Here is a 17,585-nt window from a genome sequence, read left to right as displayed (position 1 = left end):
CCATTTACGCCCGATTCGCATTAAGAGAGACCGCCCCTCATGTTGGCACCCAAGCGTCTACTGACTGCCCTGGCCCTAACCGTTTTTGCGAGCAGCGTTTCTGCTGCCGATGAAGTGGTGGTTTACTCCTCGCGTATCGACGAGCTGATCAAACCGGTATTTGATGCCTACACCGCCAAAACAGGGGTCAAGGTCAAGTTCATCACCGACAAGGAAGCGCCGCTGATGCAGCGCATCAAGGCTGAGGGGCAGAACGCCACCGCCGACCTGTTGCTGACCGTAGACGCCGGTAACCTGTGGCAAGCCGAGCAAATGGGCATCCTGCAGCCGTTCACCTCCGAGGTGATCGACAAAAATATCCCGCCGCAATACCGCTCCTCCTCCCATGAGTGGACGGGCCTGAGCCTGCGCGCACGGACCATCGCCTATTCGACTGACCGGGTTAAGCCTGAAGAGTTGTCGACCTACGAGGCTTTGGCCGACAAGAACTGGGAAGGTCGACTGTGCCTGCGCACCGCCAAGAAGGTTTACAACCAGTCGCTGACGGCCACCATGATCGAAGTGAATGGTGCTGAGAAAACCGAAAAAATCCTCAAGGGCTGGGTCAACAACCTGTCTACGGACGTATTCTCGGATGACATCGCGGTGCTCGAGGCAATCAACGCCGGGCAGTGTGACGTGGGTATCGTCAACACTTACTACTACGGCCGTTTGCACAAGCAAAAGCCGGATCTGGCGGTGAAACTGTTCTGGCCTAATCAGGCTGACCGTGGCGTTCACGTCAACTTGTCGGGCATTGGCCTGACCAAGTACGCCCCGCATCCCGAAGCGGCCAAGGCACTGGTGGAGTGGATGACCACTCCTGAAGCCCAATCGATTTTTGCTGGTGTAAACCAGGAATTCCCGGCCAACCCAAGCGTTGCACCTTCGGCCGAAGTGGCCAGCTGGGGCAAATTCAAGGCCGACGAACTGCCGGTTGAAGTGGCGGGCAAGCGCCAGGCCGAAGCGATCCGCATGATGGACCGTGCTGGCTGGAACTGATAAGAGTCTGAAGTAATACCTGTGGGAGCGGGCTTGCTCGCGATAGCATCGCCGGGGTTTCATTTGAAACTGCGGTGTTTGCATCGCGAGCAAGCCCGCTCCCACATTCGTTTTCACGTCGTCCCACCCACCTTCCGAGAGTTTTTCGTGGCCCATCCTGCCCAACGCCGCTGGTATCCGCTGGTCTTTGTCATTGCTGCTCTGGTGCTGTTGCCGCTGAGCGTTTTGCTGTTGTCCTGGCAAAGCATTGATGGCCAGATCTGGAGCCACCTGTGGGACACGCAAATGCCGCGCCTGCTGGGCAATACCTTGACGCTGATCGTCGGGGTGGGTGTTGGGGTCACGCTGCTCGGTGTGAGCCTGGCGTGGCTGACCAGCCTGTGTGAGTTCCCCGGCAGGCGTTGGCTGGATTGGGCGCTGATGCTGCCGTTTGCGATTCCTGCCTATGTGCTGGCGTTTGTCTTTGTTGGCTTGCTGGATTTTGCCGGGCCCGTGCAAACCCTGCTGCGTGAATGGTTTGGCATGGGTCTGAGGTTACCGCGGGTGCGTTCTACCGGCGGGGTGATCATCGTGCTGATTCTGGTGTTCTACCCCTACGTCTACCTGTTGGCGCGCACGGCGTTTCTGGCGCAGGGCAAAGGCCTGATGGAAGCCGCCCGGGTACTGGGGCAAAGCCCGTGGCAGGCGTTCTGGCGCGTGGCGTTGCCGATGGCGCGCCCGGCGATCGGTGCGGGTGTGGCGCTGGCCCTGATGGAAACCCTGGCCGACTTTGGCGCCGTGTCAGTGTTCAACTTCGACACCTTCACCACCGCTATCTATAAAACCTGGTACGGTTTTTTCAGTCTGTCGACAGCGGCGCAATTGGCCAGTTTGCTGTTGCTGGTGGTCATGCTGGTGCTCTACGGCGAACGCCGCGCCCGAGGTGCCAGCCGCGCCAGTAACGAACGGCCACGCGTCAGCGCCTTGTATCACCTGCGTGGGCCCAAGGCGTGGCTGGCCAGTGGTTGGTGCTTGCTGGTGTTTGCCTGTGCGTTCGTGATCCCGATGCTGCAACTGGTGGTGTGGTTCTGGCAGCGAGGGCGGTTTGACCTGGACGAGCGATACACCGGTTTGATCCTGCACACACTGTATTTGGGCGCCATGGCGGCGCTGATCACCGTCAGCGTGGCTCTGGTGCTGGCATTTGCCCGACGTCAGGCGCCTACCCCGGCCATTCGCGCCGGGGTCAGCCTGGCGAACCTGGGCTATGCCTTGCCGGGCTCGGTGTTGGCGGTGTCGATCATGTTGGCATTCAGCTACCTGGATCGCGAACTGGTGATCCCGGTATCGGGCTGGTTGGGCGGCGCGGGCAAGCCGCTGTTACTGGGCAGCCTGTCGGCCTTGTTGTTGGCGTATCTGGTGCGGTTTATCGCCGTGGCCTATGGCCCGCTGGAAAACAGCCTGGCGCGTATTCGTCCTTCCTTGCCGGAAGCTGCACGCAGTCTGGGGGTCAGTGGTCCACGACTGTTTTTCAAAGTGTATCTGCCGTTACTGCTGCCAGGCACCTTGAGTGCTGCACTGCTGGTGTTTGTCGATGTGCTCAAGGAAATGCCGGCCACCTTGCTGATGCGCCCGTTTGGCTGGGATACGCTGGCGGTGCGGATCTTCGAGATGACCAGCGAAGGCGAATGGGCGCGGGCCTCGTTGCCCGCCCTGACGCTGGTGCTGGTCGGTTTGTTACCAGTCATCGGGCTGATTCGTCGCTCGGCACATCGAATCGGTTAGGTGTCAGTCCTCCTCCATGCGGCTACAATGCGCGGCATTCGGTGCGGTCTGTCTGTCAGACCAGGTTTCTGCGTGATGTAAGAAGGCCATTTTTCAGGCTTGAAATGCTTCGCAGCCTGTCCGCACCCTCGCCAAGCCCGGAAGGAGAAACCCATGGGACAGCGTACGCCTCTGTATGACCTGCATCTCGCCCTCGGCGCGAAGATGGTCGATTTTGGCGGTTGGGATATGCCCTTGCATTACGGCTCGCAAGTTGAGGAACACCATGAGGTGCGCCGCGACTGTGGGGTTTTTGATGTCTCGCATATGACCGTGATCGACATCACCGGGCTACAGGCCAAGGAATGGCTCCAGTACTTGCTGGCCAATGATGTCGAGCGTTTGAATACGCCCGGCCGCGCCTTGTACAGCGCCATGCTCAATGAGCAGGGCGGTGTGGTCGACGACATGATTGTCTATCTGATGCCCACGGGTTATCGGCTTATCGTCAATGCCGCTACACGTGATCAGGATATGGCCTGGATGGAGACTCAGCGCCAGGGCTATGACGTGCAACTGCAGGAGCGCCCGGAACTGGCCCTATTGGCCATTCAGGGGCCACAGGCACGGCATAAAGTGGCCGAGCTGGTGAGTCAGGCACGTGGTCAGTTGATCCAGCAGCTCAAGCCCTTCGAAGGGCAGAGCAATGGCGACTGGTTTATCGCCCGTACCGGCTATACCGGTGAAGATGGTCTGGAAATTGTCCTCCCGGCCGATCAGGCCCCGGCTTTTTTCAACGATCTGGTAGGCGCCGGTATATCACCGATTGGCCTGGGCGCACGCGATACCTTGCGTCTTGAAGCCGGCATGAACCTCTATGGGCAGGATATCCACCTGTCTGTTTCCCCTCTTTGCGCCAACATGGCCTGGACCATCGCCTGGGAGCCTGCCTCGCGCAAGTTTGTGGGGCGCGAAGCGCTGGAGGCCGAAAAGGCTGGTGGCGTGCAGCTCAAGCTTGTGGGGCTGGTGCTCGAGGAACGGGGCGTTTTACGCGCTCATCAGGTGGTTCGCATCGCCAATGTTGGCGAAGGAGAGATCACCAGTGGTAGCTTCTCTCCTACGCTAAGCAAATCGATTGCCTTGGCGCGAGTTCCGATGGCAACGGCTGATCGTGCCGAGGTTGAGATTCGTGGCAAGTGGTACCCGGTTCGCGTAGTCAAACCTACTTTTGTTCGTCAGGGTAAAGCCCTGATTTAACCTTTACTGGCGGGCATGCACAGAGTGTGTGCCGCTGACATTAATTCTTGAGGACACTGAATATGAGCCTGATCCCTGCTGAGTTGCGCTTTGCCGAAAGTCACGAGTGGGCACGCCTGGAAGCGGATGGCACGGTTACCGTCGGCATCAGCGATCACGCTCAGGAAGCCTTGGGGGATGTGGTGTTTGTTGAGCTGGCCGAAGTCGGCAAAGTATTCGCCGCAGGCGATACCGCGGGCGTTGTGGAATCGGTAAAAGCAGCTTCGGACATCTACTCGCCGGTGTCGGGCGAAGTGATTGCGGTCAACGAAGCACTGGCAGACAGCCCGGAGTCGCTGAACAGCGAACCGTACACCAGCTGGATTTTCAAACTCAAGCCAAGCAACACGGCCGAGCTGGAAAAGCTGCTGGACGCTGCCGGCTACAAGGCTGCAATCGGCGAGTAATCCCCGGTTTACTGTGGGATTGACTATTGCTCTTGTGGGAGCGGGCTTGCTCGCGATGGTATCCATGCGGTTTACCTGACAGACCGCGTGAGCCGTATCGCGAGCAAGCCCGCTCCCACATGTGTATCGAGTTGTATTTAAGCGTCTTTCAGTACTGCTTTCACCGCTGCAACCGAACGCTCCACATCGGCCTTGGTCATTGCCGTAAACATCGGCAACGATACGATCAGTCGTCCGACACGCTCGGCAACCGGGAACATCCCCTCCTTGAAGCCCAGCGCACGATACAAACTCAGCAAGTGAATTGGCGGGTAGTGGTAGCCCACGCCGACGCCCAGCGCCTGCATCTCTTTCATGAAGGTTGCACGTGCAGGCTGGCCGTCCTTGCGCTCAGGCAATACAAGCTGGAACAAGTGCCAGTTGGTGTTGTTGAAGTCTGCGACCGGCAGTTGTGCACCGTACTTGGCTTCAAACTCTGGCCCGAAGCATTCGAAATAATGCTTGGCCAATTCCCTGCGATGGGCCGTGATGGTTTCGATATGGGCAAACTGGCCCAGGCCAATCGCAGCGGCGATGTCGGTCATATTGAACTTGCCGCCCAGTACATCGACATCCAGACCGTCGAAACCGGTGCGGGTAACGCCTTGCAGGCGATATTTCTCGGCCAGTCGGGCTTCTTCTTCGTTGTTCAGTACCAGGCAACCGCCCTCGGATGAGGTGATGTTTTTGTTGGCCTGAAAGCTGAACGAGACAAAGTCGCCGCGAGCCCCAATACGCTGACCTTGCCAGCTGGAGCCCAGCGCTTGAGCAGCGTCTTCAACGACACGCAGATTATGCTTTTTGGCCAGCGCGTAGAGCGCGTCCATGTCTACTGGCAAGCCCGACAGGTACACCGGAATGATTGCTTTGGTGCGCGGGGTGATGGCTGCTTCGAGCTTGGCCAGATCGATATTGCGTGTTACCGGGTCGATATCGGCAAACACCGGCGTGGCGCCGACTTCGATAATCACGTTAGCGGTGGCCACCCACGAAATAGGTGTAGTGATGACTTCATCGCCCGCACCGATACCTGCAATGCGCAGAGCGATTTCCATAGTGCAGGTGCCGGAGTTGAAGGTGCGCACCGGGCGCCCGCCAAAATACTCGGACAACTGCGCTTCGAAGGCCTGGACCTTTGGTCCGCTGGTAATCCAGCCCGAGCGCAATACGTCGCCCACGGCAGCAATGGTGGCTTCATCAATGGTGGGTTTGGAAAACGGCAGGAAAGGCAACGAGCTCATAGAGGCGTGACGTCCGATGTGAATGAGTTTGGGTGACCAAAGAGCAGTAGCATATCGCTCAAGATCATACTCGGAGGATCGCTCACATCGGGTGAAAATTCTGTATGGCGGCTGAATCAAAAGGGCAGACCTATCGCCTGTAGCCGCTGCCGCAGGCTGCGATGAGATCCGAAGAATGATCAGAATCTCAGGGTTGCTGCGCAACCCATCGCAGCCTGCGACAGCGGCTACAGGAGCAGGGTTTACTCTGCCGTGGCGTTTTTCACCAGAATCGCGTTAGCCAGCTCCATGTCGCTGACCTTCAGGTTCGGGTTGTCAGCACGCACCTGTTGCATGGCCGATTCCAGGTATGGACCACGGATCGAGCCGTTACTGGCAACAAAGCTGCCCGCATCATCTTGAGCCGCGATCACTTTGCGGTCTTTTTTGAAGGTCAGGTAGGTGGACCCGGTGGTAGCACCGGAGGACAACACATTGCGCCAGAAGCTGTCGGCCATTGCGGAGCCAACAGGGAGGGACAGCAAGGCAATAGCGGCTACAGCATATTTGAGACGCATGACAGTTACTCCGAATAAGTTATCTACCGGTTTTGATTGTAGTTAATGCTCTGGAGTTCCGTAACGTCATGGCACAATTTCTACGCTCAGCACCGTTCCGTTTTGGGCGGTCACGCGAACGGGTGTTCCCACTGCAGCGTCAGGCCCTACGGCCATCCACACGCTATCCCCAACCTTGATTTTGCCTCGCCCTTCAACAATAGCCTGTTGAACGACAAACGTGCGACCGATCAGCTCGTGCCCACGGCGATTCAGGTTGGGCTGGTCGCCACTTTCGACACTGCCGCGCTGGCGCCTCCACCAATACACCGCAGTGAGAATCGCCAGTACGCCAAACAGCGGCAGTTGCAGGGTCCATGACATTTCCGGGATCAGAAACGTCAAAACCCCAACGATGATGCCGGCAATACCGACCCACAGCAGATAACCACCGGCGCCGAATACCTCCAGAATCAACAGCACTGTGCCCAGCGCCAGCCAGTCCCAGTAGCTAAGGTGTTGCAGGAACTCCCACATACCTCAGACCTTTTTGCTGTCAAAGGTGGCTTTGACGATTTCCCCGATGCCGCCCACGGCGCCGATGACCTGGCTGGCTTCCAGCGGCATGAGGATGACTTTGCTGTTGTTGGCCGATGCGAGCTTACCCAGCGCATCGATGTATTTTTGCGCGACAAAGTAGTTGATCGCCTGCACGTTGCCTGAGGCAATGGCTTCGGATACCACCTGCGTGGCCCGAGCTTCGGCTTCGGCCTGGCGTTCGCGGGCTTCGGATTCGAGGAACGCGGCCTGACGACCACCCTCGGCTTCGAGGATCTGCGCCTGTTTTTTACCTTCGGCCGTCAGGATTGCCGCCGCTCGCAGACCTTCAGCCTCCAGAATTTGTGCACGCTTGATACGTTCGGCTTTCATTTGCCCGGACATGGCGGCCATCAGGTCGGCTGGCGGGCTGATGTCCTTGATCTCGATCCGGGTGATTTTGATGCCCCAGGGAGCGGTGGCTTCATCGACGGTGCGCAGTAATTTTTCATTGATGCCGTCACGCTGGCTGAGCATGGCATCGAGTTCCATCGAACCCAGCACGGTGCGGATGTTGGTTTGCAGCAGGTTGCGAATGGCGTGTTCGAGGTTGTTGACCTCGTACGCGGCCTGCGCCGTGTTGACCACCTGGAAAAAGCACACGGCATCGATTTGCACGGTGGCGTTGTCGGCGGTGATGACCTCTTGCGGCGGGATGTCCAGTACGCTTTCCATCACGTTGATCTTGCGTCCGATGCGATCCATCACCGGAATGATGATGTTCAGGCCCGGCTTAAGGGTGTTGGTGTAACGCCCGAAGCGCTCCACCGTCCATTGATAGCCTTGGGGAACGACCTTGAAGCCCATAAAGAGCACGGCGATTGCCAAGGCGACAAATAACAGGACTACAGTACCCACTTGCATAACCATTCCTTGTTTTGAGGTGTGAAAAACAAACGAACGAGGAGTGTAACGATCAAGAAAATTGCGCAACTGTTTAAATTTTAGCCAAAACAATTCAATCACGCATGGGTAACTCGCAGCGCCTCTTCGATTGAGGTCGCCCTGGCGGCGACTTTGTGAGCTGCGGCCAGTCTCAGTCCGAGCATGCCTTGTACACAGGCCAGGCTGCGAATGGCGTTCAGGTCGGTATCAGGGCCAATCAGGGCCAATCAGGGCCTTGAGTTTTTCGCTCATCAACATGACTTCGTAGACGCCGACCCGCCCGCTGTAACCGGTGTCCCGGCATTGCGCACAGCCCTTGGCCCGACAGGCCTGAGCAGGTGGCGGATGGGTCCAGTCCGGGGCGAAGCCCGCCCAGTCGCCGGGGCTCAGCGGGCACTCGGTCTTGCAGGCAGGGCACAGGGTTCTGAGCAGTCGCTGGGCCATGACGCCCAGCAGCGTGGCTTTTATCAAGTAGGGGGCTACCCCAAGTTCTTGCAGGCGGCTGATGGCGCTGGGGGCGTCGTTGGTGTGCAGGGTCGAGAGCACCAGGTGTCCGGTCAGCGCCGCCTGGATTGCCACTTCTGCGGTCTCCAGGTCGCGTATTTCACCCAGCATGATGATGTCCGGGTCCTGGCGCAGCAGGGCCCGCACGCCATTGGCGAACGTCAGGTCGATATTGGGCTGAACCTGCATTTGATTAAACGCCGGTTCAATCATCTCGATCGGGTCTTCGAGGGTGCACAGGTTGATTTTGGAGGTGGCCAGTTGTTTGAGCGTTGCATACAGGGTGCTGGTTTTACCTGAGCCGGTAGGGCCGGTGATCAAAATAATGCCATTGGGCCGGGTGGTCATTTGCTGCCAGCGCTGCAGGTCCTCTGGAGTGAGGCCCAACTGGTCGAAGTTTTTCAGCAGTACCTGCGGGTCAAAAATACGCATCACCATTTTTTCGCCAAAAGCCGTGGGCAGGGTGGCAAGCCGGAGTTCCACTTCAGCTCCGCTCGGGGTCCGGGTTTTTATTCGACCGTCCTGGGGTTTGCGTTTTTCGGCGACGTCCATCCGGCCCAGGCCTTTGAGGCGGCTGATAACGGCCATCGTCACCTGCGGCGGGAACTGGTAGACGTCATGCAACACCCCGTCGATGCGAAAGCGTACACAGCCTTGTTCGCGCCGCGGCTCAATATGGATGTCGCTGGCGCGTTGCTCGAAAGCGTACTGAAACAGCCAGTCGACAATCTTCACCGTATGGGCATCGTTGGCATCCGCTTCGCCAGTGCCCAAGGTGATCAGTTGCTCGAGGTTGGTGCGGACGCTGACTTGCTGATCGTTGAGTGCAGCCCCGGTGACGGATTTGGCTAGCTGAAAAAACTCCACACTCAGGCGCTGGATTTCCAGGGGGTTGGCAATCACCCGCTTGATCGGCCGCTTGAGCACCTGGCGCAAATCGGCTTCCCAACTGCTGACCCAAGGCTGGGTGCTGGCGATGGTGATGGCCGCGTCATCGGCCGCCACCGCGAGGATTGCATGGCGTTGGGCAAAGGCAAAAGACATCAGCCCGGTAACGGTGGCGGCATCGATCTGGAGCGGGTCGAGGCGCAGATAGGGCTGTTCTGCCTGGTGGGCGAGCCAGGCGGTGAGGGTTTCAATATCGAGGATTTTGCCTGGTTGGCTGGGGTCGCATAACTGCCGATTTGCCAAAAACACCAGTGGATGCAAGGCATCGTCGGGGGCTTCGCGGCCGCAGACCAACGCCTGTTCGGCGCAGCTTTGGTGGATACGGCCCTGGGCAAGCAGGGTGGCCAACAGGTATTTGAGGTCCAGCCACTGGTCATGAAGTGGGGCGATGCGCATAAAAGCTCCTTTGGGCATCGGCTCAGACAGATCCTTGTCTGGCCGTGAACCTCAAAGCCTAGTCGCGCGACTATCGCCTCCATGAGGCCAATGGTTGCTAACCATTACCGCAAAACGTGGAGCATCGGCGCTTTGGATTCCTGCACGGGGATCAATTCCATTTCAACGACGCTGATCAGATTGCGCATTTTCTCGCCGATGATCTGGGCGCGATGCCAGCTTTGTTCATGGCTCAGGATTTCAATGCTCATTGTGTCCTGATCGCGCACCACATCCACTTGTTGCGGGATCAGTTGCTGCAACGCAAACAGGTTGAGCACTCGACACAAAACATCGGCATCCGCCTGCGCCTGGATACGGTAGAGCACTGGGCAAGGGGCTGCGTTGCTGGCCCACACATCGGGGCGCAGCGAGGGGGTGGCGACTTCCAGATGCGGCATGCAATAGCTCCTGTTCAGACTGGAGAAATTTTTACATGCCGTCAGGGAATTTTTTTATCTAAAATGTTTTAAATCAACTAAAAATAGACTTGATCAAGTCTTAATATATAAATTTAAAGGTGTTTTTATGCGCAGCGAGCTGGACGCTTACGACCGACGTATTTTGGCGCTGCTGCAAGAGGACGCTTCGTTGTCCAGTGCGCAGATCGCCGAGAAGGTTGGACTCTCGCAATCACCCTGCTGGCGGCGTATTCAGCGGATGAAGGATGAAGGGATCATTCGTGGCCAGGTGACCTTGCTTGACCGCAAGAAAATCGGCCTCAACACGCAAATTTTTGCCGAGATCAAACTCAATGCCCACGGGCGTTCCAACTTCACCGAATTTACCGACGCGATTCGTGGTTTCCCCGAGGTACTGGAGTGTTATGTGCTGATGGGGGCGGTAGATTTTTTGCTGCGTATCGTGACTGCCGACATTGAGGCCTATGAGCGCTTTTTCTTTGAAAAACTGTCCATGGTGCCGGGCATTCAAGAAGTGAATTCGATTGTGGCGTTGTCTGAAATCAAGTCCACCACGTGTTTGCCGGTCTGACCTTCACCCAAAAAACGGCCTTCGCAAGGAAGGCCGTGGGTGAGGTTTGAACACGGTGTCAGTGAACAAACAGCGCAATCAAAATAATGATCGGAATAGGGATGCCGAGAAAAAACAGCAGAAGTGAGCGCATTTCATTCTCCAGTAAGCAATAGACCGCAATTAAACAAGAGGGGTTGTGGTGGTGTGCGTCAGGTACGTCACTGCATCGCGACGACGGCCGCCAAAAGTGGCGCACAGGCTGGCGAAAAACGCCCCGATCAGCAGTGTGATAAACATCCACAAGGTGGACCAGGCGGCTACTTTGGCTGCGGTATCAGCCGCTTCCTTGGCTTTTATCTTGGCGTCTTCAACCGCTTGATGGGCTTTGGCATACACCTGATCAACCCTTTGCTCGGCCTCAGGCTGGCTGAGGTTGGTGCGCTGAGCGACTATTTGGGCCAGGTAGGTACGGTCTTCGTTGCTCAATTGCCCGTCGTTGCCCAGGCTGTGGACGAAGATACGGGCCACGGTGCCATGGGCGGCGTCTTCGCTGACAGCTGTGCCGCGATCATCGCGAAACAGGGTGTCGATAAAGTAGTCCGAACTTTTATTGGCATTGCTGCCTGCGGCGCTGCTCATCGCTGTGGCAGCCCCTGAAGCAACACTGGCACTCGCTTGAACACCGCTGCCAATTACGCTGCTGACCGAACCTGCGATCAGCGTCGCGGTTACCAGCGTGGCCACGGCCCAGGCTAAAAAGCCATGCGCGGTGTCGCGAAAGTAGACCTCATCGCCATGCATGTTGGTCCATTTGACCCGCAAACGTCCGGCCAGATAACCGCCCATACCTGACGCGATGATTTGCGTGACGGCCAGCCAGACGATGGCTGTAATGCCCAGGCCCTTGGCGCCAACCCCTTCGTTGGCCCACGGTGAAACCGCCGAAAACCCCAGGCCTGCGCCCAGCATGATCAACAGCAGAGATAGCGCGGCAGCAGTGGCCGCTCCGGCAAAGATGGCGGCCCAGGAAACACCAGAGTGTCCAGAGGAGTCTTGCAGGGCTGCGGGATAGTGCTCAGTTGTCCCGATCATTATTGTTGTGCTCCTGAATGGTAGGAAGTGCAGCGTTCATTCAAGAGATTGCAGGGGATATGCCAATACTGGGTGTATTGGTAATTTCATATTTTTCAATGAGTTAAAAACTATTGAAGCTGCAGGTGCATGCAGTTTGCATGATTGACGCTAAAACCGGCGGGCGTAATGCATTGAAACAATTTAGCGAGAGAGGGCGTAGGCCAAAAAAAAACGGGAGCCTTGCGGCTCCCGTTATGCACATCAGTCGTCGTGACGGTGCTTGTTTTTGCGGTGGCCATACGCATGGCCACGGCCACGATGGTCGTCACGGTAGTAGCGACGGTTATCGCGATCACGGTAGCGGCGATCGTCGCTATCGCTTTTATTGCCCATGTAGTTACCCAGCGCGCCACCGGCACCACCGCCTGCGGCTGAGCCGACCAGAGCCCCCGTGCTGCCGCCGACACTGCGGCCCAGCACGTTGCCGCCTGCAGCACCCAGTGCGCCGCCAATGGCTGCTTCGCCACGGCTGCGTTTGTCGGCACCCACGGCACTGCCTGCCGCGCCACCCACACCTGCACCAATTGCAGAACCGGTCGAGCCGCCGAGCTGTTGGCCAACCACGGCGCCAAGAACCCCGCCTAATGCGCCGCCTACACCGGCTTCGGTGGTGCCACCGGCCGAGGCAACGCCACTGACCAGGCCAAGGGACAACAAGAGAATCGAGGTGAGCTTCATAGATGAGCCTCAAAGAGATGACGGCGCGATCCTGAGGCTGCGGAGGTTGGCTGACAATCGAAATCCGACGAGTAACACGAGTTGTACACAATTCTATAAGTTGTTGTTTTCACTAGGGAACTTATTGATTTTTTGGTGGTCTGTTAACTAGTTCGGTGAGGCCGTTTCCGTAGGGAAACGGCCTTTTTTGTGCCTGAAATATGGATGCGGCTGGCTCTAATGTGGGAGCCGGGTTTGCCCGCGATGGCATCACTGACTTTTACCCGACAAGCCGTGTCGCATGAATCGCGAGCAAGCCCGTTCCCACACTTGCCTATCAGCTGGCCTTTGCCATGATCAGTTTCGACGGGCTGGCCGCCTCCAGGCAAATAGCCACGAACTTGGAGGTAGGCGTGTGGCTGCCTTCGCCCGTGCTTTCCAGCGGCACCAACGGGTTGACCTCAGGGTAATAAGCCGCAGCTTGCCCTGCAGGAATATCAAACGCCAACAGGGTGAAGTTTTTGACCCGGCGCTCGTGGTGGTCATCCCAGATCGAAACGATGTCGACTTTCTGCCCCGGTTTGAAGCCCAGGCGGATGATGTCGGCTTCGTTGACGAACAGCACGTCGCGTTGCCCCTTGACCCCGCGGTAGCGGTCATCGAGGCCATAGATGGTGGTGTTGTACTGATCGTGGGAACGCATCGACTGCAAAATCAGGTCAGGCAGCTGGCCGGTGGCACGGGTACGGGCATCCACCAGATCCTGTGGCAGCACGTTGGCCCGGAAGTTGGCGCGCTGGGACGGCGTGTTCCACTGTCGCGCACCGGCCGAGTTACCCAGATAGAAGCCACCCGGATGCTGGATGCGGGTGTTGAAGTCCTTGAAACCGGGGATGGTGTCGGCGATCAGTTCGCGAATGCGCCGGTAGTCGGCCACTACCCAGCTCCAGTCAATCGGATGAGTACCCAGCGTGGCGGCGGCGATACCGGCAATGATTGAGGGCTCCGAACGCATCTGGTTCGACAGTGGCTGCAACTGGCCGTTGGAGTCGTGAACCATGCTGAACGAGTCTTCCACCGTGACCGCCTGCGGGCCTTCGGCCTGGATGTCGATATCGGTACGGCCCAGGCACGGCAAAATCAGCGCTTCCTTGCCATGCATCAGGTGGCTGCGGTTGAGTTTGGTACTGATCTGTACGGTCAGTTCGCAATTGCGTAGCGCCTGCGCTGTACGCGGGCTGTCCGGGGTGGCCTGGGCAAAGTTACCGCCCAAGCCGATAAAGACCTTGGAGCGCCCATCCAGCATGGCGTGGATGGCTTCAACCACGTTGTGACCGTTTTCACGTGGCACCTTGAACTGGAAGCGCCGCTCAAGGGAGTCCAGGAAGGCCACCGGCGGGCGTTCGTTGATGCCCATTGTGCGGTCGCCCTGCACGTTACTGTGGCCGCGCACCGGGCACAGGCCAGCGCCAGGGCGGCCGATGTTGCCGCGCAACAGCATCAGGTTGGCGATCTCCTGAATGGTCTGCACCGAGTGTCGATGCTGGGTGATGCCCATCGCCCAGCACATGATGACGTTCTTGCCCTTGAGGTACATGCGGGCGGCGCGTTCGATATCCACCAACGTCAGCCCGGATTGTTCCACCAGGTGCTCCCACGAGGTGTCATCGAGGCTGGAGATATAGTCGAGAATACCTGCGGTGTGTTCATTCAAAAAGGTGTGATCAAACACGGCCGGCTCGCCTGCTGCCTGGGCATCGCGCTCCCACTGCAGCAGAAACTTGGCCATGCCGCGCAGCAGCGCCATGTCGCCGCCCAGCGCCGGGCGCAAGTAGGCGGTGTTGGTCGGACGATCACCGTTGGTGAGCATTTCCAGTGGGTGCTGCGGATGCTGGAAGCGTTCGAGCCCGCGCTCTTTGAGCGGGTTGACGCACACCACCTGGGCGCCGCGTTTAACGGCCTCGCGCAGGGGTTCGAGCATGCGCGGGTGGTTGGTGCCAGGGTTTTGTCCCAGAACGAAAATCGCATCGGCGTGCTCGAAATCATCGAACGTTACCGTGCCTTTACCGACGCCGATGCTTTGCGCCAACGCCACGCCGCTGGCCTCGTGGCACATGTTCGAGCAGTCCGGGAAGTTGTTGGTGCCAAACGAGCGCACAAACAGTTGATACAAATATGCAGCCTCGTTGCTGGCCCGGCCCGAGGTGTAGAACTCGGCTTCATTGGGGCTGGCAAGATTTAGCAGATGCCTGGCGATCAAGGCAAATGCGGCATCCCAACTGATGGGGGTATAGCGGTCAGTTTCAGCGTTGTAGCTCATCGGCTCGGTCAGGCGGCCCTGATATTCCAGCCAGTAGTCGCTTTGCTCAAGCAGCGCGCTGACACTGTGCTTGGCGAAAAACGCAGCATCGACCCGACGCTTGGTCGCTTCCCAGTTCACCGCCTTGGCGCCGTTCTCGCAGAACTTGACCAGGCCGCTTTCCGGCGAGTCGCCCCAGGCACAGCCCGGGCAGTCGAAACCGCCGTTCTGATTGGTCTTGAGCATCATGCGCAGGTTCTTCAGCGCGTTGTCGCTGGTCAACCAGGCTTGCGCCACACTGATCAGCGCGCCCCAGCCACCGGCCGGGCCTTTGTAGGGCTTGTAGCGGGGAGTTGGGGTTTTGTCGGCTTGATGGTGAGTGCTCACGGTTGATTCTCCTGCGCTGGGCTGTAGACCCGTGGCGCGCTTTTTTGTGGCAGATGAATAAGGTTGAGGTTGTGGCGCCGGGCCCATTGCAGCGCCAGGCCCGTGGGCGAGGACAGGCTGATCAGGGTCTGGATTCCGGCGCGCAGCACCTTTTGAATCAGTTCAAGGCTGCAACGGCTGGTAACGATCGCCGCGCCGCCAGCCAGATCGATGTTTTGCCGTACCAGCGCCCCGATCAATTTATCGAGGGCGTTGTGTCGGCCAATGTCTTCGCGGCCCATCAGCAACTGGCCCTGGCCGTCCATATAAACAGCCGCATGCACGGCGCCGCAGTGCTGGCCTAATGGCTGGAAATCACTGATGCGCTGGCGCAAGCCTTCAAGCCACTGTGCCGGTGGCAACGGTGCGCCGGGCAGTACCTTGAGGTCGGGCAGTGCTTGTTCGAGCGCTTCCACGCCGCATAGACCGCAACCGCTGGTGCCCGCCAGTTGTCGGCGTTGTTGCTTGAGGTTCCAGAACGCTCGGCTGGCGATTTCTACCTGTGCGTATTGGGCCGAACCTGCGCCCGTGAGCTTGAGGTCGTAGAGCTCGCTGGCGTCATGAATAATGCCGCTGCCCAGGCTGAAGCCGACGATAAAGTCCTCGAGGTCAGTGGGCGTAACCAGCATCACGGCCTGGTTGATACCGTTGTAGGCAATCGCCAGGGCGACTTCTTCGGCCAAGGCGGTTTGCGCACCGCTGCTGTGATCCAGGGTGACGTAGTCATAGTTCTGGCTGGCAGCAGGCGCGGGCGTAACAGAGGCGGGCGCCGCGCACAGAGGGCGCTTGGCGTTCATAAGGCAGTTCCGACAATCTATCGAGCCCTAAGCCTAGGCGCGACACAGTGTCGCGTCTAATCATCACTGCTGATCTATTGATAGATGGCGTCGATCAAGAGGCGGTTTGTGATTTCTGATAAAGCGCAAAACAGGCTTCGGCCAAGGCGGAGCGTGGCGCTTCGCGGCGCATGATCAACCCCAGGCGGGCCAGGGTGTGGGCGTCTTCGATGGGATGCAGGCGCAAGTGATCGGTCAGGGCTTCGAGTCCGCCTTCAAGGGGCATCACTGCGCAGCACAGGCCGCCGTGGACCGCTTGGATCAATTGATGAACGGCATCGGTTTGCAGCAGCGGTTGCGGCGTGAGGTTACGGCTGTGGAAGTTGTGGTCGATGGACTTGCGAAAATGCATGCCGCTGCTGAGCAGGCCTAGCGGTAACGTAATCAGGGCCTCCCAGCTCAAGGGTTGATCGCCAAAATTGAAATGCCGCTGGTCGTACAGCAGGCCCATGCGGGTTTCGTCCAGGGTGAGTGCGTCAAAGCGTTCCTGGTCGAGGTGCTCAAGGTACGACACGCCGATGTCCAGCCGATTGCTGGCCAGTTGCTCGAGAATTTGCTCAGAGCTGAGCGCCGACAACTCGAAGCGCAGTTCGGGATGCTCCTGATGCAGGCGTTGCAATAAAGGCAGCGGATCAAAACTCGACAGCGGTACCACCCCCAGGCGCAGGGTGCCGATCAGATTGCCGCGACAGGCGGCCGCTTCGGCATGCAAGCCATCGTAGGCAGCCAGTACGGTACGGGCCCAGGCCAGCACTCGTTCGCCGGGGGCGGTAAAACTTTCGAAGCGCTGGCCGCGATTGACCAGATGCAGGTCGAGTTCCTGCTCAAGGCTGCGCAAGCGCATGGACAGGGTGGGCTGAGTGATATGGCAGCGGGCGGCGGCCTGGCCGAAATGCCGGGTTTCATCGAGGGCAATGAGGAATTTCAGCTGTTTGATGTCCATCGTCGCTCCAGGCGCAATTCAGTGGGCGATTCTAGCGTGCTTGCTCTGCTCAATGATGGTCTACGCTCACGGGTCTGGATATTTCAACCTGAGGAGCGTGATGAATGAGCATTTTCAGCTTTGTGAAAGAAGCCGGTGAAAAACTGATCAACCTGTTGACGCCGGGTAACGCCAATGCCAGTGAGGAACTCAAGAAGCACGTGCAGGAAGTGGGCCTGGGCAATCCGAATATCACCGCCACCGTTGACGGTGACAAAGTGACGGTCAGTGGCGAAGTGGCCACGCAGGAAGAGAAAGAAAAAATAATTCTGGCAGCGGGCAATATCGCGGGTGTGGCCAGTGTTGAAGACCAGATCACGGTGACCGGGCCTGTTGTTGTGGCTTCCCGGTTTGTCGTGGTGAAAGCGGGCGACACCTTGAGCGCGATTTCGCTGCAGGTGTACGGCAATGCCAATCAGTACAACAAGATTTTTGAAGCCAACAAACCGCTGCTCAAGGACCCGAACAAAATTTATCCGGGCCAGACGCTGCGTATTCCCGAGTAAACCTGCCAACTTGTAGCAGCTGCCGAAGGCTGCGTTCGAGCGCGAAGCGGTCGTTAAATCTGAGGCTGCGGTGTATCTGGCACACCGCGATTGCTGAT

The 17,585-nt window shown here is 58.3% G+C and carries 16 protein-coding genes and 1 pseudogene; 6 read left to right on the top strand and 11 right to left on the bottom strand.

The window, feature by feature from the left end:
• Positions 1-39: 39 nt before the first annotated feature.
• The 4 genes from N7D90_RS23445 (at position 40) to gcvH (ending at position 4,487) form a co-directional block, all read left to right on the top strand.
• Complete coding sequence (locus N7D90_RS23445) at positions 40-1,041, top strand: extracellular solute-binding protein (protein WP_261740202.1); 1,002 nt, start codon at positions 40-42, stop codon at positions 1,039-1,041.
• A gap of 147 nt (positions 1,042-1,188) precedes the next feature.
• Positions 1,189-2,805: an ABC transporter permease gene (locus N7D90_RS23440; protein ID WP_261740201.1), complete on the top strand. Its 1,617-nt coding sequence runs from the start codon at positions 1,189-1,191 to the stop codon at positions 2,803-2,805.
• A gap of 153 nt (positions 2,806-2,958) precedes the next feature.
• Complete coding sequence (gene gcvT / locus N7D90_RS23435; RefSeq protein ID WP_261740200.1) at positions 2,959-4,041, top strand: glycine cleavage system aminomethyltransferase GcvT; 1,083 nt, start codon at positions 2,959-2,961, stop codon at positions 4,039-4,041.
• Positions 4,042-4,103: 62 nt separating this feature from the next.
• Positions 4,104-4,487: a glycine cleavage system protein GcvH gene (gene gcvH / locus N7D90_RS23430; RefSeq protein WP_095000723.1), complete on the top strand. Its 384-nt coding sequence runs from the start codon at positions 4,104-4,106 to the stop codon at positions 4,485-4,487.
• A gap of 137 nt (positions 4,488-4,624) precedes the next feature.
• Here gcvH and N7D90_RS23425 read toward each other — a convergent pair whose 3' ends face one another.
• The 6 genes and pseudogenes from N7D90_RS23425 to N7D90_RS23400 all read right to left on the bottom strand — a co-directional run bounded on the left by N7D90_RS23425 (position 4,625) and on the right by N7D90_RS23400 (position 10,073).
• Positions 4,625-5,767, bottom strand: coding sequence for a DegT/DnrJ/EryC1/StrS family aminotransferase (locus N7D90_RS23425; RefSeq protein WP_261740199.1), 1,143 nt, complete (start codon positions 5,765-5,767; stop codon positions 4,625-4,627).
• A gap of 242 nt (positions 5,768-6,009) precedes the next feature.
• Positions 6,010-6,324: a DUF2388 domain-containing protein gene (locus N7D90_RS23420; protein ID WP_095027893.1), complete on the bottom strand. Its 315-nt coding sequence runs from the start codon at positions 6,322-6,324 to the stop codon at positions 6,010-6,012.
• Between the two features lie 66 nt (positions 6,325-6,390).
• Entirely contained in the window at positions 6,391-6,840 is a 450-nt protein-coding gene (locus tag N7D90_RS23415) for an NfeD family protein (protein ID WP_261740197.1), read from the bottom strand.
• Between the two features lie 3 nt (positions 6,841-6,843).
• Entirely contained in the window at positions 6,844-7,764 is a 921-nt protein-coding gene (locus N7D90_RS23410; RefSeq protein WP_048360552.1) for an SPFH domain-containing protein, read from the bottom strand.
• 98 nt (positions 7,765-7,862) lie between these two features.
• A pseudogene (locus tag N7D90_RS23405) lies at positions 7,863-9,633 on the bottom strand (GspE/PulE family protein).
• Positions 9,634-9,737: 104 nt separating this feature from the next.
• Entirely contained in the window at positions 9,738-10,073 is a 336-nt protein-coding gene (locus N7D90_RS23400) for a hypothetical protein (RefSeq protein ID WP_261740196.1), read from the bottom strand.
• 127 nt (positions 10,074-10,200) lie between these two features.
• On the opposite strand from N7D90_RS23400, the gene N7D90_RS23395 reads away from it, so the two are divergent.
• On the top strand, positions 10,201-10,665 hold the full coding sequence (locus N7D90_RS23395) for an Lrp/AsnC family transcriptional regulator (protein WP_261740195.1): 465 nt from the start codon (positions 10,201-10,203) through the stop codon (positions 10,663-10,665).
• A 162-nt stretch (positions 10,666-10,827) separates the two neighbouring features.
• Here N7D90_RS23395 and N7D90_RS23390 read toward each other — a convergent pair whose 3' ends face one another.
• From N7D90_RS23390 to N7D90_RS23370, 5 genes are all read right to left on the bottom strand, one after another.
• The gene (locus N7D90_RS23390; protein ID WP_261740194.1) at positions 10,828-11,739 is read right to left on the bottom strand and encodes a hypothetical protein; all 912 of its coding nucleotides are present in this window, start codon (positions 11,737-11,739) and stop codon (positions 10,828-10,830) included.
• A 243-nt stretch (positions 11,740-11,982) separates the two neighbouring features.
• Positions 11,983-12,459, bottom strand: coding sequence for a glycine zipper domain-containing protein (locus N7D90_RS23385; RefSeq protein WP_048360548.1), 477 nt, complete (start codon positions 12,457-12,459; stop codon positions 11,983-11,985).
• Positions 12,460-12,775: 316 nt separating this feature from the next.
• On the bottom strand, positions 12,776-15,124 hold the full coding sequence (locus N7D90_RS23380; RefSeq protein ID WP_261740193.1) for an FdhF/YdeP family oxidoreductase: 2,349 nt from the start codon (positions 15,122-15,124) through the stop codon (positions 12,776-12,778).
• Entirely contained in the window at positions 15,121-15,960 is an 840-nt protein-coding gene (fdhD, locus tag N7D90_RS23375; protein ID WP_261740192.1) for a formate dehydrogenase accessory sulfurtransferase FdhD, read from the bottom strand. The genes N7D90_RS23380 and fdhD overlap by 4 nt, the downstream gene beginning before the upstream one ends.
• A 94-nt stretch (positions 15,961-16,054) precedes the next feature.
• Positions 16,055-16,942 carry a LysR family transcriptional regulator gene (locus N7D90_RS23370; RefSeq protein WP_261740191.1) on the bottom strand — a complete coding sequence of 296 codons (888 nt, stop codon included), beginning with the start codon at positions 16,940-16,942 and terminating at the stop codon, positions 16,055-16,057.
• Positions 16,943-17,046: 104 nt separating this feature from the next.
• Between N7D90_RS23370 and lysM the strand changes: the two genes are divergently transcribed.
• On the top strand, positions 17,047-17,487 hold the full coding sequence (gene lysM / locus N7D90_RS23365) for a peptidoglycan-binding protein LysM (protein ID WP_261740190.1): 441 nt from the start codon (positions 17,047-17,049) through the stop codon (positions 17,485-17,487).
• The last annotated feature ends 98 nt before the right edge of the window (positions 17,488-17,585 follow it).

Origin of the sequence: Pseudomonas fragi (assembly GCF_025426255.1) — a bacterium.
GTDB classification, from domain to species: domain Bacteria; phylum Pseudomonadota; class Gammaproteobacteria; order Pseudomonadales; family Pseudomonadaceae; genus Aquipseudomonas; species Aquipseudomonas kulmbachensis.
Note: the sequence above shows the minus strand (reverse complement) of the source record. Positions and strands in the feature narration are given on the sequence as shown.

Bases quoted from the DNA above. Each gene is read 5' to 3' on its own strand.
- N7D90_RS23445 (WP_261740202.1), top strand. From the start codon at position 40: ATGTTGGCACCCAAGCGTCTACTGACTGCCCTGGCCCTAACCGTTTTT.
- gcvT (WP_261740200.1), top strand. From the start codon at position 2,959: ATGGGACAGCGTACGCCTCTGTATGACCTGCATCTCGCCCTCGGCGCG.
- gcvH (WP_095000723.1), top strand. From the start codon at position 4,104: ATGAGCCTGATCCCTGCTGAGTTGCGCTTTGCCGAAAGTCACGAGTGG.
- N7D90_RS23425 (WP_261740199.1), bottom strand. From the start codon at position 5,767: ATGAGCTCGTTGCCTTTCCTGCCGTTTTCCAAACCCACCATTGATGAA.
- N7D90_RS23420 (WP_095027893.1), bottom strand. From the start codon at position 6,324: ATGCGTCTCAAATATGCTGTAGCCGCTATTGCCTTGCTGTCCCTCCCT.
- N7D90_RS23415 (WP_261740197.1), bottom strand. From the start codon at position 6,840: ATGTGGGAGTTCCTGCAACACCTTAGCTACTGGGACTGGCTGGCGCTG.
- N7D90_RS23410 (WP_048360552.1), bottom strand. From the start codon at position 7,764: ATGCAAGTGGGTACTGTAGTCCTGTTATTTGTCGCCTTGGCAATCGCC.
- N7D90_RS23400 (WP_261740196.1), bottom strand. From the start codon at position 10,073: ATGCCGCATCTGGAAGTCGCCACCCCCTCGCTGCGCCCCGATGTGTGG.
- N7D90_RS23395 (WP_261740195.1), top strand. From the start codon at position 10,201: ATGCGCAGCGAGCTGGACGCTTACGACCGACGTATTTTGGCGCTGCTG.
- N7D90_RS23390 (WP_261740194.1), bottom strand. From the start codon at position 11,739: ATGATCGGGACAACTGAGCACTATCCCGCAGCCCTGCAAGACTCCTCT.
- N7D90_RS23385 (WP_048360548.1), bottom strand. From the start codon at position 12,459: ATGAAGCTCACCTCGATTCTCTTGTTGTCCCTTGGCCTGGTCAGTGGC.
- fdhD (WP_261740192.1), bottom strand. From the start codon at position 15,960: ATGAACGCCAAGCGCCCTCTGTGCGCGGCGCCCGCCTCTGTTACGCCC.
- N7D90_RS23370 (WP_261740191.1), bottom strand. From the start codon at position 16,942: ATGGACATCAAACAGCTGAAATTCCTCATTGCCCTCGATGAAACCCGG.
- lysM (WP_261740190.1), top strand. From the start codon at position 17,047: ATGAGCATTTTCAGCTTTGTGAAAGAAGCCGGTGAAAAACTGATCAAC.